At 33.1% G+C, this 20634-nt stretch carries 23 protein-coding genes and 1 pseudogene; 10 read left to right on the plus strand and 14 right to left on the minus strand.

Annotation, left to right across the window (positions count from 1 at the left end; all coding sequences use genetic code 11):
• Positions 1-1148: 1148 nt before the first annotated feature.
• On the minus strand, positions 1149-1679 hold the full coding sequence (locus tag FHY45_RS06275; protein WP_066100107.1) for an NADPH-dependent FMN reductase: 531 nt from the start codon (positions 1677-1679) through the stop codon (positions 1149-1151).
• A 281-nt stretch (positions 1680-1960) separates the two neighbouring features.
• Positions 1961-2287 (minus strand): GNAT family N-acetyltransferase, encoded by a 327-nt coding sequence (locus tag FHY45_RS06280; protein WP_077247930.1) that lies wholly within the window; start codon positions 2285-2287, stop codon positions 1961-1963.
• 251 nt (positions 2288-2538) lie between these two features.
• Between FHY45_RS06280 and FHY45_RS21105 the strand changes: the two genes are divergently transcribed.
• Both FHY45_RS21105 and FHY45_RS21110 read left to right on the plus strand, forming a co-directional pair.
• Complete coding sequence (locus tag FHY45_RS21105) at positions 2539-2790, plus strand: 2'-5' RNA ligase family protein (RefSeq protein ID WP_306821533.1); 252 nt, start codon at positions 2539-2541, stop codon at positions 2788-2790.
• Between the two features lie 19 nt (positions 2791-2809).
• Positions 2810-3088, plus strand: coding sequence for a hypothetical protein (locus FHY45_RS21110; RefSeq protein ID WP_306821534.1), 279 nt, complete (start codon positions 2810-2812; stop codon positions 3086-3088).
• 410 nt (positions 3089-3498) lie between these two features.
• Here FHY45_RS21110 and FHY45_RS06290 read toward each other — a convergent pair whose 3' ends face one another.
• Positions 3499-4392 carry an alpha/beta hydrolase gene (locus tag FHY45_RS06290; RefSeq protein WP_373925461.1) on the minus strand — a complete coding sequence of 298 codons (894 nt, stop codon included), beginning with the start codon at positions 4390-4392 and terminating at the stop codon, positions 3499-3501.
• Between the two features lie 134 nt (positions 4393-4526).
• Here FHY45_RS06290 and hemH point away from each other — a divergent pair, with 134 nt between their 5' ends.
• The gene (gene hemH / locus FHY45_RS06295; RefSeq protein ID WP_218975777.1) at positions 4527-5501 is read left to right on the plus strand and encodes a ferrochelatase; all 975 of its coding nucleotides are present in this window, start codon (positions 4527-4529) and stop codon (positions 5499-5501) included.
• A 244-nt stretch (positions 5502-5745) separates the two neighbouring features.
• Here hemH and FHY45_RS06300 read toward each other — a convergent pair whose 3' ends face one another.
• The 6 genes from FHY45_RS06300 to FHY45_RS20475 all read right to left on the minus strand — a co-directional run bounded on the left by FHY45_RS06300 (position 5746) and on the right by FHY45_RS20475 (position 9110).
• Positions 5746-6198 carry a threonine/serine exporter family protein gene (locus FHY45_RS06300; RefSeq protein ID WP_257468936.1) on the minus strand — a complete coding sequence of 151 codons (453 nt, stop codon included), beginning with the start codon at positions 6196-6198 and terminating at the stop codon, positions 5746-5748.
• Between the two features lie 12 nt (positions 6199-6210).
• Positions 6211-6972: a threonine/serine exporter family protein gene (locus FHY45_RS06305; protein WP_225983679.1), complete on the minus strand. Its 762-nt coding sequence runs from the start codon at positions 6970-6972 to the stop codon at positions 6211-6213.
• A gap of 362 nt (positions 6973-7334) precedes the next feature.
• A complete protein-coding gene (locus FHY45_RS20855; RefSeq protein WP_225983678.1) occupies positions 7335-7508 on the minus strand; it encodes a hypothetical protein in 174 nt (57 codons plus the stop codon).
• An 80-nt stretch (positions 7509-7588) separates the two neighbouring features.
• Positions 7589-7729, minus strand: a complete 141-nt coding sequence (locus FHY45_RS20860) for a hypothetical protein (protein WP_257468937.1) — start codon at positions 7727-7729, stop codon at positions 7589-7591.
• Between the two features lie 563 nt (positions 7730-8292).
• Positions 8293-8607, minus strand: a complete 315-nt coding sequence (locus FHY45_RS06315) for a thioredoxin family protein (protein WP_066100123.1) — start codon at positions 8605-8607, stop codon at positions 8293-8295.
• A 356-nt stretch (positions 8608-8963) separates the two neighbouring features.
• On the minus strand, positions 8964-9110 hold the full coding sequence (locus FHY45_RS20475) for a hypothetical protein (RefSeq protein ID WP_180349910.1): 147 nt from the start codon (positions 9108-9110) through the stop codon (positions 8964-8966).
• 681 nt (positions 9111-9791) lie between these two features.
• On the opposite strand from FHY45_RS20475, the gene yfkAB reads away from it, so the two are divergent.
• Complete coding sequence (yfkAB, locus tag FHY45_RS06320) at positions 9792-10919, plus strand: radical SAM/CxCxxxxC motif protein YfkAB (RefSeq protein ID WP_139891191.1); 1128 nt, start codon at positions 9792-9794, stop codon at positions 10917-10919.
• A gap of 283 nt (positions 10920-11202) precedes the next feature.
• Positions 11203-11676: an 8-oxo-dGTP diphosphatase gene (locus FHY45_RS06325; RefSeq protein WP_180349930.1), complete on the plus strand. Its 474-nt coding sequence runs from the start codon at positions 11203-11205 to the stop codon at positions 11674-11676.
• 175 nt (positions 11677-11851) lie between these two features.
• Here the strand turns inward: FHY45_RS06325 and FHY45_RS06330 are convergent, their stop codons facing one another.
• Complete coding sequence (locus FHY45_RS06330) at positions 11852-12412, minus strand: transglycosylase SLT domain-containing protein (RefSeq protein WP_066100133.1); 561 nt, start codon at positions 12410-12412, stop codon at positions 11852-11854.
• Between the two features lie 385 nt (positions 12413-12797).
• On the opposite strand from FHY45_RS06330, the gene FHY45_RS06335 reads away from it, so the two are divergent.
• Both FHY45_RS06335 and FHY45_RS06340 read left to right on the plus strand, forming a co-directional pair.
• The gene (locus FHY45_RS06335; RefSeq protein ID WP_139891192.1) at positions 12798-13169 is read left to right on the plus strand and encodes a hypothetical protein; all 372 of its coding nucleotides are present in this window, start codon (positions 12798-12800) and stop codon (positions 13167-13169) included.
• Between the two features lie 38 nt (positions 13170-13207).
• Complete coding sequence (locus FHY45_RS06340; RefSeq protein ID WP_139891193.1) at positions 13208-13675, plus strand: hypothetical protein; 468 nt, start codon at positions 13208-13210, stop codon at positions 13673-13675.
• 348 nt (positions 13676-14023) lie between these two features.
• On the opposite strand, the gene FHY45_RS06345 is transcribed toward FHY45_RS06340, so the two are convergent.
• The 3 genes from FHY45_RS06345 to lepB all read right to left on the minus strand — a co-directional run bounded on the left by FHY45_RS06345 (position 14024) and on the right by lepB (position 15688).
• Positions 14024-14503 (minus strand): DinB family protein, encoded by a 480-nt coding sequence (locus FHY45_RS06345; RefSeq protein WP_066100145.1) that lies wholly within the window; start codon positions 14501-14503, stop codon positions 14024-14026.
• 205 nt (positions 14504-14708) lie between these two features.
• Complete coding sequence (locus FHY45_RS06350; protein WP_066100150.1) at positions 14709-15005, minus strand: hypothetical protein; 297 nt, start codon at positions 15003-15005, stop codon at positions 14709-14711.
• A gap of 152 nt (positions 15006-15157) precedes the next feature.
• Positions 15158-15688, minus strand: coding sequence for a signal peptidase I (gene lepB, locus FHY45_RS06355; RefSeq protein WP_066102238.1), 531 nt, complete (start codon positions 15686-15688; stop codon positions 15158-15160).
• A gap of 1438 nt (positions 15689-17126) precedes the next feature.
• Here lepB and FHY45_RS21205 point away from each other — a divergent pair.
• A pseudogene (locus FHY45_RS21205) lies at positions 17127-17417 on the plus strand (3D domain-containing protein); the annotation flags it as partial.
• Between the two features lie 1120 nt (positions 17418-18537).
• On the opposite strand, the gene gnd reads toward FHY45_RS21205, so the two are convergent.
• Complete coding sequence (gene gnd / locus FHY45_RS06365; protein ID WP_139891194.1) at positions 18538-19443, minus strand: phosphogluconate dehydrogenase (NAD(+)-dependent, decarboxylating); 906 nt, start codon at positions 19441-19443, stop codon at positions 18538-18540.
• 202 nt (positions 19444-19645) lie between these two features.
• Between gnd and FHY45_RS06370 the strand changes: the two genes are divergently transcribed.
• A complete protein-coding gene (locus tag FHY45_RS06370; RefSeq protein ID WP_139891195.1) occupies positions 19646-19828 on the plus strand; it encodes a hypothetical protein in 183 nt (60 codons plus the stop codon).
• An 82-nt stretch (positions 19829-19910) separates the two neighbouring features.
• On the plus strand, positions 19911-20396 hold the full coding sequence (locus tag FHY45_RS06375) for a DUF2628 domain-containing protein (RefSeq protein ID WP_139891196.1): 486 nt from the start codon (positions 19911-19913) through the stop codon (positions 20394-20396).
• Positions 20397-20634 lie beyond the last annotated feature (238 nt).

A 20634-nucleotide genomic window follows, 5' to 3' on the forward strand; every position in this document is an offset into this window, starting at 1 on the left:
AAATTCCAATAATCATAATCGTTCGCTGTGAGAGTATTATAGATAAGCAAATAAAAAAACGAGGCTGGGAAATAACTTGAAAACAATCCTGTAGACGAACGATATCTAAATTAATCTTACTAGACTTTGTTGCTTATTAAAGAGTTAAGTTTGAGAAAAAAGTCTGTTCCATTGGGCGCTTCCTCGGCTGAGCCTGCTGGGTCTTAAGCCTCCTCTACTTCCCAAGGAGTCGAGTGGCTTCCGTTCCATTCCACTTGATATGAATAATCGTATGCAGAATGAACCTTTCTATTGAAGACAATTAAAACGCAACCTAGCCGGCGAATATCCAATTGAAATATCACCTAATAGTTTGGGTTTATCATTAACTGAAATACTTGTCCCAGCCTCGCCTCTCTTTAAAAGGCAGTAAGTTTTTCTCTTTGATATCATGGTCTATTTTAGACCATTTATCATTACCTGAAGCTTTTTTGAATGTCATTCTATGCGAAGGTTGGAACCTACGAAAGGAAATTCGTCGTGATACAATTTTTACTATAAACAATCTCGGTCTAATTCTAAATAGGATTCTACCTTTAACAGGAACTTGATACTAACCATTAGTCTTAAGGGTTATAATTTACATAATATTTTGAATGTGGAAAAATTTTAACGGTGAATTAACAGAATCTTTTGTGATATTATTTAAATATAACATCATGAGGAAAGAAGGTGATATAGTGTGCGCTCAAAAAAAATATAATGAATTATTAAATGAATTGAGAAAAAATTATCAAATGTACTATGATAACCGGTCCATATCACACAAAGATTTTTATAAACGACGCGTACATTTAATTATGAAACTTCGTACATTGGATATCAATGAAGATAAATCATTAATAAGCGATATTTCAAACTATTCATCTGATTTTAATAAACACAATTAACCCTTTCATATAAATTGAATGAAAAAGAGATTGAGCAGTTTAAAAATCAATTCAATCTCTTCATCCAATTCTCTGTAGGAAGAAAATCTCTTACTTTTTTATGTCTTAGTAAGTCGTCTACTCCTATCTTTATCTTGAATGCTCTATATTCTATTGAAATGCTAGGAATGCAGATACCATTTTTCTCATTCACATTTAGTTAGAGGATCTGATAAAATTTTAGTGAATCTCCTTTAAATCAATAACTTCCTGAGCCAATGCTTGGATCCTATTATTCTCCTCTTCATTTACAATTTTATTGCCAGGTCCAAAGCAGCTTGTATGTAAAAATACATTATTAAATGGTATTATCGCTTTGAAATAAGATAATATCGGTTTTAATTGGTACTCAGTTACTAAAAAGTGTTTTTCAGATCCTCCATTCGTAACAATTCCTACCACTTTTCCTTTAAAACAATCCGGAGCTAAATGATCAAATAGATTTTTTAGAACACCCGGTATCGACGCCTGATAAATGGGTGTACCAATTATTATAATATCCGCATCGTTTAGTTTATTGACTACCGTTCGGGTATCCTGATTATAGGATGAAAAAGGAATGCCTCTTACAAATTCCACATTATAATTTCTAAGATCTATTAATTCTGTATCTAATTGATTATCTATTTTGTTTACAGCTGCCAATACCTCTTCCACTGATTTAGGTGTTTTTTCACCAATTATGGAACCTGATAATCCTATTACTTTCATTACCTATTCACACTCCCACTCCATGCATCGCCATATTTTGTTATTTCTATACTTTTATCATACTTTTTGGAGGACGGAATATCTACTATTTCTGCTTTTCGTAAAAATCTGTATTCGAAATAACAAATCATTAACATAAAGGGGTGAAAGCCTCTTTAATGTCAGCAAAACAAGAAGTACCTCGGCCCAAACAGATTTTGTATATCCATATTTTAAAAACAAAAATCCTTACTTTTGCAAATAAGGAAGTGAAATAGGTGTGTACATTTTAGATTATTGGATTACATTAAAACATCCTGATATTCTTTTTTATTTTCAAGCATCATTTTTGCAAATGGACAAACGGGCTTAATATATTTATTTTCATTTCTTGCATGCAATACTACACGGTTTACTAATGCCTTGCCCAAACCTTTCCCCCTGTAGCTATTTGCAACTAATGTATGATTAATGATGATACTCCCTTGTTCAGATACCTCTTGCTCATCTGCCACAAATTCTATCTGAGCAACAATATTACCGCCAATTGCTATATAAAAATCGTTACTACAGCCAGGCACAATAACCCTCTCCCATCTTTTATTATTTATGACATCTGTAAAGTATATGAATAGACTGGTTGATTATCGGTATATAACATTTTAGAAGCTAATCCTCATAAGGACTATTGAAGATATAATTGAATACAAATTTTATATTAAAGTCTTAAACTTCGAGACAGTTAAAGTTTCTTTGTCTCATTAAAAGTATATGAATAGCATCTTTTTTATGGCTGTTGTTTTTCACGTAATAATTCCATTTGCATGTTCGGAATTTTCTGTTAAAATAATTAAAACTGAAAATAAGGGTGTAAAGAAGAATGAATTTGGAGTATTTTATAGGGATTGTTCCACCTGAAGAATATTTGGAACGTATTGAGCATTTTCAAAGTAAATGGATTAAACAATCGGGTGTAGAACCACACATAACATTGAAAGCACAAGGAGGACTAACTCCAGATAAACAATGGATTGATAAGGTACAAACCGTATGCGATACCTTCAAACCTTTTCAAGTATCATTAGATAAGCCCAACTATTTTGGAGATAGCGTTTTATATTTGAGGTGTTAACTCAACTAACTTACACAAATTGCATCAAAAAATCATTAATGAGATTTCACCGTCAGAAGACTTAATAAAACAGTATTTTGAACTTGATGCCTTTGTACCTCACTTAACTCTGGGGAAAGAAAAATACGGTGGAAATATTTCTACTGGGCTCTCTAAAAAAGAACTAATAGAAATGGAAAAAATAGCAGATAGAGAGTTGAAACCGTACCCTAATTTTACAGTAGATTTTATTAGAATATATGAACTGAACATTGAAAAGCAAAGATATGAAAAATATTTAGATATCTCTTTAAGGTGATCACACATATCAAGGTCTTTTTATGCATTTCTCAACATTCCAACTGTTTTATAATTAGATTTTTTTGAAATAAACATTTGTTCCACGCGTTTATTAAATCCTAAATCTTTTCCTGATTCAAGCCAATGGAACCAATAGAGATAATTTCCAATATTATCCTTAAATCAATTATACCCATTTATACAGGGCACAAACTATACAAAACAGCCTTATTATTAATAAAATCCATCATTCATGTATATATATCCATTTAATAACATTATTATGAACTTTTTTAATAAATATGTTTAAGGATATGTGCTTATAAAAAGAAGCAGTCCAACTCTAAATGAATTGAACCGCCATTGTTTTTCGATTTATTTATATAGATTTATCAAAAATCATCAGGACAGCGTAAGCCCAGCATTAATCTAGGAAAAGGCCTCTTTTAATTCATCACTAATTAAGTGCCATGCCTCTTCAGCCTGTTTCAATTCACCTGTATGAGTAAATGCATGTGCAGCTTCCATGTACCTCTTCTTCTTGACTGTCACCCCAGCTTCTTCAAGCTGGCTTGCATAGTAGTCGGCTTCATCTGCAAGAGAGTCAAATTCAGCAGTGATGATTAAAGCAGGCGGCAAGTCTTCCAAATCCTCAGCATATACAGGAGAGACCAATGGGTTTTCCGCATCTTTCATTGATTTTAAATAGGATTCATTAAACAGTTTTGCCAGTCTGGGTGGTATGGCTTTTTTATGCTTGAATTTCAGGTCCGGATCAGTAGCAAGGTCCAGCGGTGGATAATTAAGGATTTGCTTCACTAAAGGAATCTGCTCTCTCTCCTTGTTCAGCAAACAAAGAGCAGCTGCTAAATTCCCACCTGCACTATGTCCCCCAACTGCTATTCGCTTATTGTCTACCTGAAGGACATTGGGGTTCTCATAAAGCCATTTCAGAATATCATAGCATTCATATATTGCAGCAGGAAATTTGTATTCTGGTGCCAGATGATAATCAATATTCACTACTAAACAACTGGCTCGGTCCGCTATCACAGGACACCACGCATCATCCAATTCAGCACTTCCCATCACAAATCCACCGCCATGCATATTCACAAAAACGGGTAATGGTCCCTCTGTATTCCGGTTTGGCCGATATGTAATGACGCGAGTATTTCCTAAATTTGTTTCAATCAACCGCTCCTCCCTTTCAACGTTAGGTTTTATACTAGGTTTCAGGAAGGAGGCCTGTACCATCTTACGTTCCATCATCCGAATGGTCTTTGCGAGTATTTTTTGATTTAGAACAAGCAATATACACACTCCTTTTATCTGGGACTGTAACAATTGAGTCAAATAGTACGTTTTTGTACAAAAAGTTTTGTAATATAAATTATATATATATTAAAATAATAATAATAATAATAACAATATTATTATACGGCAGGAGAATGGATATGGAAAAGACAGCTATTCTTTTAGTTAACTTGGGTACACCTGATCAACCAACCACGTCCTCTGTACGTTCGTATTTAAAAGAATTTCTAAGTGACAGTAGAGTAATTGATTTACCTAGGTGGAAATGGATGCCTGTCCTGCACGGAATTATTCTGAGAACACGGCCGCCGAAAACCGCAAAGCTCTACCAATCTATATGGACGAATGAAGGATCACCTTTATTAACCATCTCTATTAAACAAAAACAAGAATTAGAGAAACAATTCGCACATTCTAATATTAAAGTCTCACTTGCTATGAATTATGGTAAACCATCTATAAAGGATGAATTAGAAAAGCTGCATAAATGGGGAATGCGCCGATTAATTGTCGTGCCTTTATTTCCGCAATATTCCTCCACTACTACAGGATCTGTATGGGATCATTTGAACCAAACATTATCTAAATGGAGAGATATCCCGGAAGTAATATTTATACGTGACTACCCTGATCATCCAATATGGATTAAATTATTAAAAACGCGTATTGAACTATGCACAAAAGAACATGGCCACCCTGATGCGGTAGTCCTGTCCTATCATGGCATACCTAAAAGATATGTATCTGATGGTGACGATTATCCATACCAATGCTTAAAAACCATTCAAGCTCTAAAAAAAGAATTGCCAGATCACACTATCATTACATGCTATCAATCTAAATTTGGTAAGGAACCTTGGCTTGAACCTTCAACCAGTGAAACGTTACGTCATCTTGCCAAAAGCGGTTCTAAACATATTCACATTCTCGCTCCCAGTTTTACAGTAGATTGCCTGGAAACACTGGAAGAACTTCAGGTTGAGAATCATACTATTTTTATGGAAAACGGCGGTGAAAAATATCATTATATAGAAGCTGCCAATGACGATCCTTTATTTATTGAATGCCTGATGGATATCATTAAGCCTTATTTGGCTCCAATAAAAATCATTTAGCATAGCAATATTGGAAAATATTCCAATTTAATTTTATCATAACCAGCAAAAAAATAAACAATAAAGAACCAACCCTTTTTCTGGAACGTCCTTTATTGTTTATTTAGCTCGGTTCATGAATTTCTAATCTAGCAACATTTCTTCCATTTTTATCATATATTCATTTAAAGGAACCTATTCCACTAGATAATTTTCTCTCCTAATTAACTCCACTAAAAAACAGTATGATTATTATCATACTGCCTTAACGAACTATCTTGAAATTTTTAATCATATATAAACTGCTCTTAAATAGGATATCAGATAAAACCAGTCCAATTGCAATCCCAACTGCACAGTAACCAACATTTAAAAATCCGATTAGCGCACCATCATAGTCCTGTAGTGTTAATAAACGAAATGCCTGAAAAGCTGTTATTCCCGGAACGATTGGCACCAGTCCCGGTACATAAAAGACAGTCAGCGGCATCTTAAAAATTCGTGCAGAGATTTGTCCGGCAAAGGCTAATAACAACGAACACACTATACTGGATAGAAATACGCCGTACCCTTCCGTGCTTAAAATCCAGTATCCCATCCAACCGCACATCCCTACAAGTCCTCCTATTGGTATAGACTTGCGCGGAACATTACAAATAACTGCGAAGGATATCGATGATAGAAAGCTAAAAACCATATGAATAAGGGTCTGATTCACTATTTCCGCCTCCTAATTGATAAATAAATAATAGACGGTAGCAATACCCGTACCAATCGCACCCGCAATGAAGACAGCCTCCACTAACCGGATTGTTCCTGAGAGATAATGCTTTGCCATCATATCGCGAATAGCATTGGTCATCGCAATTCCAGGTACAAGCGGTGCAACCGTCCCTATCATGACGGAATTTAAATGACTTCCCATTATACTGTTAATATAATAGGCAACAATCCCACCCAAAAAAGCAGCTATGTATTCCACTATGAATGGTGTTTTCATTATTTTAAAGCCAATTAAATAGGTTATATAACACAAAAGGCCACCAATCATACTAGCCGGTAAATCCACAAATGTGCCATTCATAATCAGCATAACGCTTCCGCTCAATACAGCTGTACAAATAAGTCTGAACCATAAGGGGTAGTCAAGCGGGTCCTGATCCACTGCTTTCAGTTCCGAAAGAACTTCCTCAATTGTCAGACGGCCTTCTGAATACATTCTTGATATTTGATTGACCTTCGTTACCTTTTCAAGATTATGATCCCGATTATCGATTCTAACGAAATTCGTATTGTCCAAGCCTATATTCACAAAAATTCCATTAACTGTCACATATGTAAATGCATTTGTTCCATGCTTTATTCCTAGTGAAGTACTAATCATTCTTTCCATTGTATCCTCTACCCGGCTCGTTTCCGCTCCGTTTTCCAGCATAATACGCCCGGCCAGAAGACTGGCATCAATAATAATCTTATTTTTGTCTACTGCCACTTTCGTCAACTCACTTCACATTTAATATCAATCAATGCCTATATATTGTACAATAATTTTTCTGAAAAGATAGAGGTAAAATGAGCGAAAACTAAAACTTTGTTAATAGAGAGGATAAGACTAATAATCTAACCCTATAATTCACTATTTCGCAATGATTAAGTCGATATTCTTGTTATGAATTATCCAATTATCAGGAAATCCATAAATTAGACTAAATTACTTCAAATATTATACTACTGTAATTCAGCTTAAATAACAGGGCTCTGTCCAGACATTTGTTGCTAATAAATCAATAATGGAGACAGCCGACTATAGCTGTCTCCATTATTGATCTAACGCCCCAATTTATATTATTAGGATTATTCATTTGAATTTAGTTCATCTATTGTCTTGAAAATCCTGGAATATACATCTTTTATATGTTCATCATTTTTTTCATCATTATATAAACCATATCCCCACTTTTTTAATGTATCATCATCTTGTGTTGTAAAAATTCCAACAGCATAACTATTACCTGAAGTCCAATTCATTATTTTATCGTATTCCAAATCTTTTTCAGTAAAAGAGGCATAATGATTTGTTCTCATAAAAAAGTAAGGGATAGCAGAATTTAAGTAAAAATCTGCATATTGACTTTCAGCAGCTTCAAAAGGTTATTTTCCGAAATAATGACAGCATCATAAGAGTTCATTTCTTTGTTTGTCATTTCTCCAAATGAAATTTCTGTAAATTCCACTTGTTCTTCTTTCACTTCCGGTTTTTCTCCAACAACAGCTATCCGTAAGGCATTTCCTTCGTATAACTCGAAATCGGGATTTGAAACACAAGCTGATAGGACAGATATTATCAGTATTAAAAATGCAATATTTAAAGATTTCGTTCCGTTTATTTTCTTCAGTTACTCCTTATATTCTCGTTTATTTACATTATATAGTGATAGATATTTTTCATTTGCATGCTAAGGTCCTTCTCTAGGGAGCGAACAGCTTAGCGGATCGAATCCCTCTCCACTCGCTACTGAGTGATTATATTCAAAAAGTTTAATCAGAACGTTCTCACTGGCTATAGAATCCATTCCCATTCAATGAGAAGCATCCATATTAGACCAACCTAGTTTGAGACGTACTATACATATCTACTTCTCTTATAAAGCAAACTATGTAAAATAGGTGCAAAAGCAATAATATATACGAATAAAGCCAATAATAAAGAGCATAACAGATATGATATTCTAATCTGTTATGCTCTTTATTTAATCTACTTTATGCCTGGATAATTTTTCTCAGCAATAGAGATGATTGGTTAACCTCTTTTTTAGAAATTGCTTAAAAAATCTCTGACTTGATCAGGCGTTTTAGCATTAGCGCTATGTAAATGAGCTATTTTTTCTCCATTTTTATAAACTAATAAGGACGGAATTCCCATAACATTTTCTTTTTCTGCCAATTCGGGTAATTCATCTTTATCAATTGTAAACCATTGTTTATCTTGATGCTCCGTAATAATTTCGTCAATAAATAAATCAAGTCGTTTACAATCTGGACACCAAGTAGTCGTAAATATATTTACTGTTAGTTTATCGCTTTTTATTTGATTATCAAATTCTTCTATAGATGTAACTTGTTGCATTCTCTAAATCTCCCTTCTCTTTCTCTATTACTATAGTAAACATTTTAAATACTTTACACATTTTAAATGCTTATTATGATGTTTACAATAATAACTATTCTCTTCAAAAATTGGTACAATAGGCTTATATAAGGAGATTACTGTAATGGAGGTTTTTTATGCTATAGTTACATCTAATGTCTATAGAATAAACAGAAGAAGCGATTGATTTATTAAAAAACACACTGCAAGAATCAGTAGAGATGTCCTCATTTGGGTCGCTCGTTCGAATGGGTGTAGTTCTATTCGAATGCAGAAAACAATTTTTACATATAAGCTTACCTTTGCTTCTGCTATTTCAATAAATCCTTTTTCTATTAATCGATATGGTCATTCCCAACAGATCCTTTATTATAGTGTGAATCCGTAAAAGCTAGGTTTGTTCTTTTTCTAAGATATTCATCTATTACTACATACAAAATCGCTGCAACAATCCCAAGATAAGCAAAAAATTTAGTCTCCATTGCTACAAATAAAAATCCTGAAAGAAACATTCCATATACTGTAATTTTTATTAGAAGTCGTGCTTTTTTATGCTGTACTAGACCAGCGATTATTTCTCCAATGATTGATGCTATAAATCCATAAAGAAAAACAAACAGGAATGAATATGGAAATGCCAAGAATTAAAAAAAATTAATTACATTATCACTTTGTTCTCCTAAGATATATGAAGTACCTGTAAGAAATAAGGATGTTAATACAGAAACAATAATAACCGATAGTAAATTTCTTATGATTATCCTAATGTTTGCTCCCCCAGTGCGTTAAACTTTACCGTTACATTGTAGATACTAATTTCTTAATCCATCTTGAATTATCACTTATAAAATTCCCCTTAGCTCTCGAAGTATAAATTAAACGCCTACCATCAAAATAAAATTAGCATATTCGTTATATATTTTCCGCTTTTTACCAAATATTTCTGTAAGTGGGGATTAAATCCTCATATCCTACCCATTCTTAACCCAATCATTTATTTTCACTGAAGCTAATAGGATATTCTTATGCCCTTTATCTATTATCCGAGTCTTCTCTCCATTTCAATTTTAATAATTTTATAGAATCTCAATTATAAGAATGTTGACATACTTCTAAATTAATGACCATAATATGGGATATGAATTTTTATGAGGAGTAATAGGATGATCACGAAAAGCACACAAAAAGCAACGCCTTTAAGCCCGGATTATGACCCATGGGAAACCTATATGGATATAGAACAATATGGAAAGCTAACCCTTTCTAATATAGAATTTACAACCACAACTCTATGTAATATGCGTTGTGAGCATTGTGCTGTTGGATATACCCTGCAACCGAAAGATCCTGATGCTCTGCCTTTGGAACTAATCTTACACCGTCTGGAAGAAATCCCTGCTTTACGTTCCATCAGTATAACCGGCGGTGAACCTATGCTCTCAAAAAAGAGTGTTGAAAATTATGTTCAGCCTCTATTAAAATATGCACACTCACGTGGGGTGCGAACACAAATAAATTCTAATTTAACACTTCCGTTAGAGAGATATGAAACAATTATTCCTTATTTGGATGTTTTACATATTTCACATAACTGGGGAACCATCGATGATTTTATAGATGGCGGTTTTGCTATGATGGAAAGAAAACCAACTCGTGAACAGCGAGAAGTCTTATTTAATAGAATTATTACCAATTCCCAGGCATTAACGAAAGCGGGAGTACTCGTATCTGCTGAAACCATGCTCAATAAAAGAACGCTCCCCCATTTAGAACATATTCACAAACAAATTGTTGAAGAAATGGGCTGCCAAAGGCATGAGGTGCATCCTATGTACCCTAGTTCTTTTGCATCTACTTTAGAAACACTTTCATTGGATGAAACAAGAAAAGCCATTCACCATCTTCTGGATATTCGTAATGAAAACGTTTGGATGCTGTTTGGTACACTGCCTTTTTACCCATGCAGCCAAAACAGTGAAGATCTCGAATTACTGCAAAGATTATATTCAAGTAAAAACGTGACTGTTCGGAACGACCCTGACGGACGATCTCGTTTAAATGTAAATATCTTTAGTGGTGATGTAATCGTAACTGACTTTGGAGATACTCCGCCACTTGGCAATATTAAGGAGCAGTCATTGCCTGTCGCCTATAATAATTGGATGAAATCAAGCCTGGCCGATTCATTAAATTGCCATTGCCCGACAGTAAAATGCCTAGGTCCAAATGTATTGGTTAAAAACGCTTATTATCCAGAAATGAATTTCAAATTAAATAAAACCAATTTATAACGGTTCCATCTTTTAAATACGAACAGACCGCTATTTAAAAAAAGAATGGTCGATTTTTAGAAATCGGCCATTTTTTATGTCTATATAGATAGGAAAGGATCGATTAAACCACCAAACACTTTGTTCAATCCCCGACATCCCTCATTTCTTCTCCATTCTTTTTTATCTTTTGATCAATCTGGTTTATCTAATTTAGTTTGGTGATATTATGGAATTTTAAGGTAAAATTAAATTTAATACCGATAGTTATTAAAGACTGATGATCGAGGTGAATTAGGTGGAACTGGAGCAATCTATTCATTACAAATTTTGGACTGTTTGTTTGGTTCAGAATGGAGATTATGTCCTGTTATTAAATAGACAACACGATCATTTCAAGGGATTTATACCACCAGGAGGAAAAGTAGAGTTTCCAGAAAGTTTTACGGATTCCGCTATTAGAGAAGTGAAAGAAGAGACAGGGTTAAATGTAAGTAATCTTGTCTACAAAGGGCTTTATGAGTATGTCAATCCCGAAAAACATGACAGACATATTATTTTTAACTATTTAGCTACTAGTTTTAGCGGCACATTGTTGCAAAACTCAACCGAGGGTAAACCTGTATGGGTTCATATAGATGAAGCTTCTAATCTCCCTATGCAAGAATCTATAAGAAGAAGATTTCCATTGTTTTTTGAAGAAGGAACATTTGAGATTCAGGTCGAATTGGATAATGAGAGAAATCAAGAAGGTAAAGTTTCTATAAAGAAGACCTAAGCTACTGGTACACGAGATTCTAGATACTTCTTTTTAATTGCTGTTTAAATAAAATTCTTCCGATAAACCTTAATCATTATAGTACTGTTCCTTATAATTATAGATATTTATGCACTTTCATTAATCAAATAACAACAGCGTCCGATAAACGAACGCTGTTGTTAATTAGTGTTAATTAGAACCATTTTTTAACTTTCGCTAGACATTGGTTATGCTTTTTTATGTAGGCTTTGGCTTTTCCATACTTCTTAAATCCACCTTCACCTTTGTTATAAGCACTCAAGGTAGCTTCTTTTAAAGCAGTACCCTTATAACCTTTTTTCTTATATTTCTTTTGTAAATCGGATAACATGTATGTTCCCCAATTCATATTTACGTAAGGATCATAGGGTTTGTTCTTTGTCTTTGTAATTTTAGCTAAATTTTTATGGTTAATTTTATTAATTTGGAAATATCCGTAATTACTTCCACCTTTTGCTTTTACTTTCATATTGCTTTCATGCAGCATCACTGCCAGCGTTTCTTTATAATCCAATCCTCTTTGTTTAGTCATTTTATAGAGATATTGTTGTTGAGCTTTAGGCAAAGGAACTTTTTTTGAATACTTAAATCCAGCTAAACTGCTACTTGCTGCATCAGCTTTTTGTCCCGGTATAGTCGTACTTGCGATTAACGCAAAAATGAATAGTAAACTGATAGCAATTTTCCCAAATAGTTTAGGTTGTAATTTAATCATATAAACTCCTTTTCATTAGCAACTTTTTTACTACTTTTTGTTACTCTTGTACTATATCAAAAGTCTTTGCCAGAAATGTATGAATTCATCAGATTATAACGTTATTGTAAGGATGATGTCTTCTATGTAATCTGTTTGTAAAATAAGTAGTACAATTTCAATATAAAAATGGAGTGAACTGATTTAGAAATCAATATTCTTCTATATAAAAAGGTTTTACTTTTTATAGGAAAATCTATCATTTCAGTATGGTTGCAATAGCAGCAATTCTCTTAGGGGGGTTGGAAAATAAATAAAAAAGAACCGCACACGCACACCCTTTTTTTAGCCACAAAGCTCTGTACTTCAATTTAATAATCCACGAATAGAAGGTGAATCTATGTTTTTGAACGAGTTAGAAAGATACAGAGAAACAGAAATTCTTCAAGCTGCTACTTTTGCCGCCAGTCTTAAACTACAAAAAGAAGAAGCAAAATTGATAGATAATTGGGTGGAATCATTGATCGAAATCAATACAAAGAAAGAAATAGGGAGCAAACAAACGGAGGGTTTTTTTTCGATTTATAATACTCTGCAGGGAGCATCAGATTCTTTAGATAGTAGTTCTTTAAAATATATTTTAGGTCGGCTTCTTAAGATTTACGACTCTATGTGGGGCAATGTTTTTTCATCCGTTATAGATCGTACTACATGGAGGATTAAAGAGTATATAGATGAAGCATTTTCTTTAATAGGTTTGATTATATTTGGAAAATAGAAAAACTAAGTAAATTCTTTCATTCTGCTGATTTTTTTATGCGCAATAAAGCTCTTAAATACCTACTGGACCTAAATGAGATAAGAGGATTCCATCATACTATCAAGGATTTCAAGAAAATTATAGGATTTATAAAACCAGATAATACGGATATCATACATTACCTTGTTCATTACAAAGTAAATAATAATCAGGGGTGCTATCAAATTATAAGCTTCATTTTTAATGATCTCAAAACTAATAGTTACAGGACATTCGAAATTAAAAGAGATTGTATAATTTGGTTAGATAATGCTGTTGGCAGTTCACCAAAAAAGCCTTGGTTGGACAAATTAACAGCTATTCAGAAAGAGCTTAAAGATGAGGAACTACTAAAAATAGCTCGTTGGATTTTGAATCATGGAGATTTCGAAAAGGAACAAAGTACAGGATGGACTGATGGAGTTTATAAAAAATTACAAAAATCTTCATTATGGTATTTGGATATTCGAAGTAATGATATTTAAGGAGGTCAGCCATTTAACAGTACCATTAAAACATTTCCGTTTCTTAAAAAAACATATCCATTGGGAATTGCGAGGCTTTTAGATATATTATATATTACAGTTTCTGATCACTTTATGGATTCCATATGCACTTTAAGTGCACTTCTTCATATTTTTCCAAGAAAATCATTACAAATAATTATTATTTAGAGTTATATAATTTAATTGATTTAGCACAAGGGATATATGGCTACTAATTAAAGAGGAAAACAAATAAATGGAGTTGAATGTTTTTTTATTCTATCATGCATATAAAATAGGGATTCATTCAGCTTTTTTTACTTGTCTTCCTATAAGGATTAAATTATTTTAACTTAATACCTCTTGAGATGTAACAAGCTTTTTCAATGCAAGAATATTCCCCAAATGTATTCCTTCATGAAAAATAGTTCTAACGAGGACTTGTTCCACTGTAAACATTCCAGATTCCGTTACAGAATATTCTTCTTCCAGTCTTTCTCCATATAAATCTCGAATCATAAAAGGCTGTACAGCAAGCAGTCTTTTTAAATAATCAAGTTTAGGAACCTCTCCCCTCCAATCTTCCGGGCTCGTACCATAACCAAACCATTCATTAAAATGATTAGGCAGGATGATTGGTTCCTTTGTCAAATGTTGAATCCACAAATATTGATCCAGGTATACATGTCCCAGGTTCCATCGTATATTATTTCGAAATCCCTCAGGTACAATATTCACCTCATCCTCATTCATCGAATCCACCGCCACTAACAATTCATGCCGATAATCAGCCAATTGCTTAAAGAGTACTTCATGTCTTTTTAACATATTCAACCCTCCTAAATTGTGGTATATCCATTTATTTCGGGCTGTGATTGACAATTCCCTTCCTACTTTGTAACCAATTAGAATAACTATTTAAATGAAGCTAAAAATCAACTAAATTACCATTCCATAGTACGAAACCTCTAAAGATAAGAAATTCAATTCAATCAAAAAAACATCCAATCTTGGTTGGATGTTTTCTTCTTTATCAGGAGGACTTTAGACACTTAAGTATAGTAAGCTGCATCGATATACCGTCTGTTATGATTTTTTTCCGTTCCTTTATCTTGTAATTCATTCCATCAACGATAAAATGTCCATTGCCAGAGTAGGCAACATATTTCCCTTGTTTCTCCAACTCATATTTAATGGCAACTACATATTCATTCGCATTTGGATACGTTTCATTCATCCTGAGTATAATTGTATTTCTCTCATCCCGTTTATATTTAATAAACAATAAAAAAGCAATCATAACAATGAATAAAGTTAATATATACACCACGCAGACTACCTCCGCCTCCATATATTAACTTTATTTTATAACAAAAAATGACAATACACCACATACTTTACTATTATTAAGAAATTCACTTTTTATAAACTATTAATATGTACTTGAAATAGAATTATTTTTCATTGATTTAAGAAGACTCCTCAGTCCAGTTTTCTTAAATCGGTAAATGGATAAAAGACATATTTACCTTGTCCTATAACCTGATCCTGTTTAATTAACCCTAATCCATTGCGACTATCCATACTTACAAGACGATTATCACCCATAACAAAATATTCATTTTCAGGAATAAGAATCGCTTCGAAATCTCCATTTGATTTTTCGCCTTCTTCATGGGTTTCTTGTCGATTTTTATCCAGATATCTTTCCTTTTTCTGAACATCATTAATATAAAGGATATTATTTTTTACTTCAATCTTATCCCCTGCTACACCAATTATTCTCTTAATGAACATTTCACTGTTATCACCCTTAATGATGACAATATCTCCTCTATTATATTTCTTTTCTACTAATGATTTACTGACCAGTATTCTCTCTTGATTGCGGAGAGTAGGTTCCATCGATACTCCTTCCACTTTATACGGAGTAAATAGGAAAGTCCTGATTAACATAATGACAGCAACAATGATCAGAATGGACTTTAACCAGCTAAATGTTTCATTTTTCATATTTCTATCAGGAATCAAATAATTCACCTCATCTTTCTAAAAGGGCTGGAACTCAAGTAATAAAACTTTTCAATCCTCCAAGCATATAAGGCATTATTTAAGTTCTTATGTATCCAGTCAATTCTTTATTACATACTATCCAGATATGGCATCAGTTACTCTCTTTCGTTCCGATATCTGACTAAAAACAATCTCCTCATCTTTATAAGCTCGACATACGGTAATTTAGCGTTTCATTAGCAGATTTCTAACAAATTGTTATCGTGTTTCTTCTATTATATTGATTCTTTCAAGAACTGATTAATTATCTTTTTGACGAATTAAGTCCGTTAACCTAATTTATTTAAAAAAACCTTAGAACTATGTCATATTTTAGGGTATAATAGGAATAGATTATTTTATTACAACAAAAGAATGAAAATCGACCAGCTAATATGCTTCCTTACATACAGGAAAATGAATTTACTAAAGTTTCTTTTAATTACTAATTAGTTATCAACATCCATTCTCTTAAAAACTAAATTTACATCTATTCTTATAACTACGAACTATAATTTTTGATATTTTCATTTTTTACTTTATAGCAATCACACCCATTCATTACCCTTTTCTTCCAATTTTAAGCATTGTTTTTCATAAGTTTAATATTTTTTCTCAGTTTTTTTAATCTCTTTTTTTACCATTAATTCAAAATAATGGATATTTTTGTGACAATTATGACAAAAACTCCTCTATCTAAATTTACTAGAAAAATATATTAATACCATGGTTTTATTAAGTTTTTTTACCTATAGTTTTCTGAATATTCAAATTATTAGATATGTATTTGACATATTCCCGTTATATCAGTAATGAATTTATCATCTCCTCGTTATTACTTCTTTCTCGTAAACCTGATAAGATTGTCACTGTTAGCTCAAAACAAACAATTTTAGGAGGTTCAAACTACATGAAGAAAACTTTGTTATCATTCGTAGCGGTAGCTTCCATCGCCGTTGCTATGGGCGGACCCCAAGCATCTGCCCAAGAAATCACAATCAAAAAAGGTGATACACTATGGGGTATCTCAAATAAATACGACACTTCTGTTGATCATATTAAAGAACTCAATAATTTAGATTCCGATATCATTATTGAGAATACTAAATTGATCGTAAAGGAAGACCAACCAAAAACTTATACCGTTAAAAAAGGTGATAGTCTTTGGAAGATAGCTGTTAAAAATAAAATCTCTATTAATCAGCTAAAAAGTTGGAATAGCTTAAATTCAGAAATTATTCAACCAGGTCAAGTCCTTAATTTGTCTGGTGTAGGCCAACCGGCAAAAAATAATACTGAAGCTGTTCAACAAAAAACAACAACTACATCAACAACTACTAAAACTGAAACAAAAACAGAGACAACAACTACTACTGCAAAGTCTACTGGGCAAAAAGCAGGAAAAACTCTCTCTGTTTCAGCCACAGCTTATACAGCTAGTTGTAACGGTTGTTCTGGCGTCACTGCTACCGGAGTCGATTTAAATGCGAATCCAAATGCTAAAGTAATCGCAGTTGACCCTAGTGTAATTCCATTAGGTTCAAAAGTTTATGTTGAAGGTTATGGATATGCTACTGCTGCTGATACCGGTGGTGCTATTAAAGGGAACAAAATAGATGTTTTCATCCCTACACAAGATGCTGCTCTTAATTGGGGACGTAAACAAGTTAACATTCAAATTTTAAACTAACACATTTCGCTTTAAACGACACCTTCGAGTTTACATCCAGTTCTCGAAGGTGTTTTATATATATTTTTCTTTTTCAATCTACTATTTCTCCTTAAAAACAACTGAAATACATTCTTACTCACCCTGTCTAAACCTACGTACAACACTATAAATATATCAAGAACAATTACAATCAATTAAATTTATTTATGATCTATTCATCCTCATGACTTCTTAAGGGTATCGGGGATTTAAATAGCATGACCTCTTTAAAGTCAGGTTCCGCTCATCTTCCATTTATAATGATAAAGATAGAACTTTGTGATGCTACTGACAAAACAATAAGCCAATCTTTTTTAATCTAATTTTGTTTATTAAAAGCTGTTTCTCGTATTTTTATTGGCTTATTAAATCTTGAAAAATCACATATTTATTTCTTATGAATTATGAATTGAGAATCATCGGTTACTTCAATAAATCATCTATGTCCATTCAATGAACCACTTCCTGTAAAGTAATTCCTATATAGGAATTTAAATAGCTACTCGAATATACTTATTCTACATCTCCAAATCATTATTTATCATTTCTTTAAGTATTATGATTTACTAATTAACTTTGTGGGTCGCTTCTATAAAATGCTGTTTTCTAATAGATTTTGATTTATAAGAAGAATAAAATTACTATTTTGTGGTGCCATTATATATGAAGTTAGCTACTTCAACAAACCAAAAAAGAGTATGTCATAGTGGAAAATAAACATTTTGAGGATGTTTATACAGGGGATTATCTAAAATTATTCGTGATAATGAGACAGGAGTCCTATATTTTCATGATAGCTTTCCAGCTTCCGAATTGACTGTCATGGGCGATAAAGGATGGAAAGCCTTTAATTGATAATAATCTCCCATTCCGCAGTCGGGGACTTAGTTGAATAATCCGTTGTCCGTTTCCTAATGAAGCTGGCTTTTTCACACTTCCATAAATATTTTTCCGTGATAAACTTTATATCTTTGTTAAAGGTATTTGATTCACTCGTTCTTTGGTCGCAAAGAGTTGATCAAATTAGTAACAAATCCCCTATACAAAGAGCATACCTCCATTAACAGTTATGCTTGTTCATTAATCTATTAATCATGTACTACTTGTATTTATTCATTTTTTCGACTTTATGGCCGCCAAACTCATTTCTTAAAGCAGCTACAACCTTACCGTTAAATGTGTCATTTTCCTGTGAGCGAAAACGCATTAATAGGGCCAATGCCATTACTGGTGTCGAGGCTTGAAGGTCTAAAGCAGTTTCTAGTGCCCATTTTCCTTCACCAGACGAATGCATAACTCCCTTAATTTCTTCCAAACGGGCATCTTTAGCAAAAGCTTGCTCCGTTAATTCCATTAACCAGGAGCGCACAACCGATCCATTATTCCAGACTCTTGCTACTTGTTCATAATCAAAATTAAACTCACTTTTTTCGAGGATTTCAAATCCCTCACCAATAGCTGCCATCATCCCATACTCAATTCCGTTATGAACCATTTTTAAATAATGTCCGCTCCCCGAATCACCTGCATATAAGTACCCATTTGGTACGGAAGTGGCTGCAAATAATGGTTCAATTACTTTCCATGCGTTTTGATTGCCACCAATCATATAACATGCCCCATTTCTTGCTCCTTCCATTCCCCCGGAAGTACCGACATCCATAAAATAGATTCCAGCTTCTTTTAATACCCTGCTTCGTCTCATCGATTCCTTATAATTTGAATTTCCCCCATCTATTAAAATATCTCCAGGACTTAACAGTGGAAAAAGCTCTTCTATAACATTATCAACCACAGTATGTGGTACCATCAGCCATATGACTCTGGGTTGCTCCAGTTTATCCACTATGTCTTTCATATTAGGACTGCCAATGGCTCCATATTTTTGAAGGCTCTCAACCGAAGCTGAATTTACATCATAAGCATGCACAATAATTTGGTGGTCTATTAAATTTTTAGCCAAATTCATCCCCATCTTGCCAAGACCGATTAAACCTACCTTCATCAAGTCTCCTCCTTATTAATATCTTTATTAGTTACATACCGTTATTTTCAACAAATAAACATTTCAATCCGTTACATCTTGCCAATAGTCTAATACTAAACTTTCGAATTCTTAATTGTGTAGTGAGGTTTCCAATTCTTTGCCTATTCAACAAAAATTAGTTAAAATTCTATATAGATAAATAATAAAGGAGAGTAATAAGATGGAAATTTGCAAAGAATGCTTTGATGGGAATATAGTTGATGAACAACATGAGCAATATGAAAATCTAGATCGTGAGTTAGTTCGCCTTATTGAAGTAAGCCATTTTTCCTATGACGAAGCCTTTAAAAGGGCAACCAGATTATATCCTGCCATAAAGAAATGTCCTGAGTGCAATGACTGAAACTAAATTTAATAGCTTAAATTTAGTTTCAGTCATTGATCAAACCATCATTCAATCGTGTAAATAAAAATGAGGTATTTTTATGGTTAAATTAAAAGATTCTCAGCAGGAAAAACAAGATATAAAAGTATATATCGGCGATCACTATCATTCATTTTTAAATGAGAATCATAGAATTAAAAGATGGAATTTTTTCGGTTTAGTCTTCGGGATGTTCTGGCTTGCGTATCGAAAAAGATATCTGATTGTCGGTATTTTCATCCTGATTGATATTTTAGTATCTCTCCTATTCCGTAACCACCTGTTTTATTGGTTAGTTTTTGCCGCATTAATGCACCTTTATATAGGCAGAAGCGGTAATCTTTTATATTTAGCCGGTACAAAAAAACATGTTGAACAGATAAGACGTAGACATCCACATCTCGATGAAAAGGAGATGAAACGCTTACTAATAAAAAAAGGGCGAACCAGCTGGTGTTTTATTCTGCCTTTACTTATCTATTTTGTTCTTATTCATACCTATGTGTTTATCGACGATATTAAAATTATAGTAGCCTCATATTTTTAAATGATACTTAACAAAAAATTAGAGTGATTATCCAAATCACTCTAACACTATTGACCTATAAGGTTTTCAATTTAGATCAGACGATTCCTATCCTTCGGCAAATATGTACATTTTTTCCCTCTGTCTAGCATAATTAGACCCCAAAATTACTTCAGCGAAAATTCCATAATGGATAACCTTACAGAAGTTGATTATTCTTCGTTCTCCTTTTGTTCTTTTACAGAAATACTTACTGGTT

Source organism: Bacillus sp. D386, assembly GCF_006346415.1.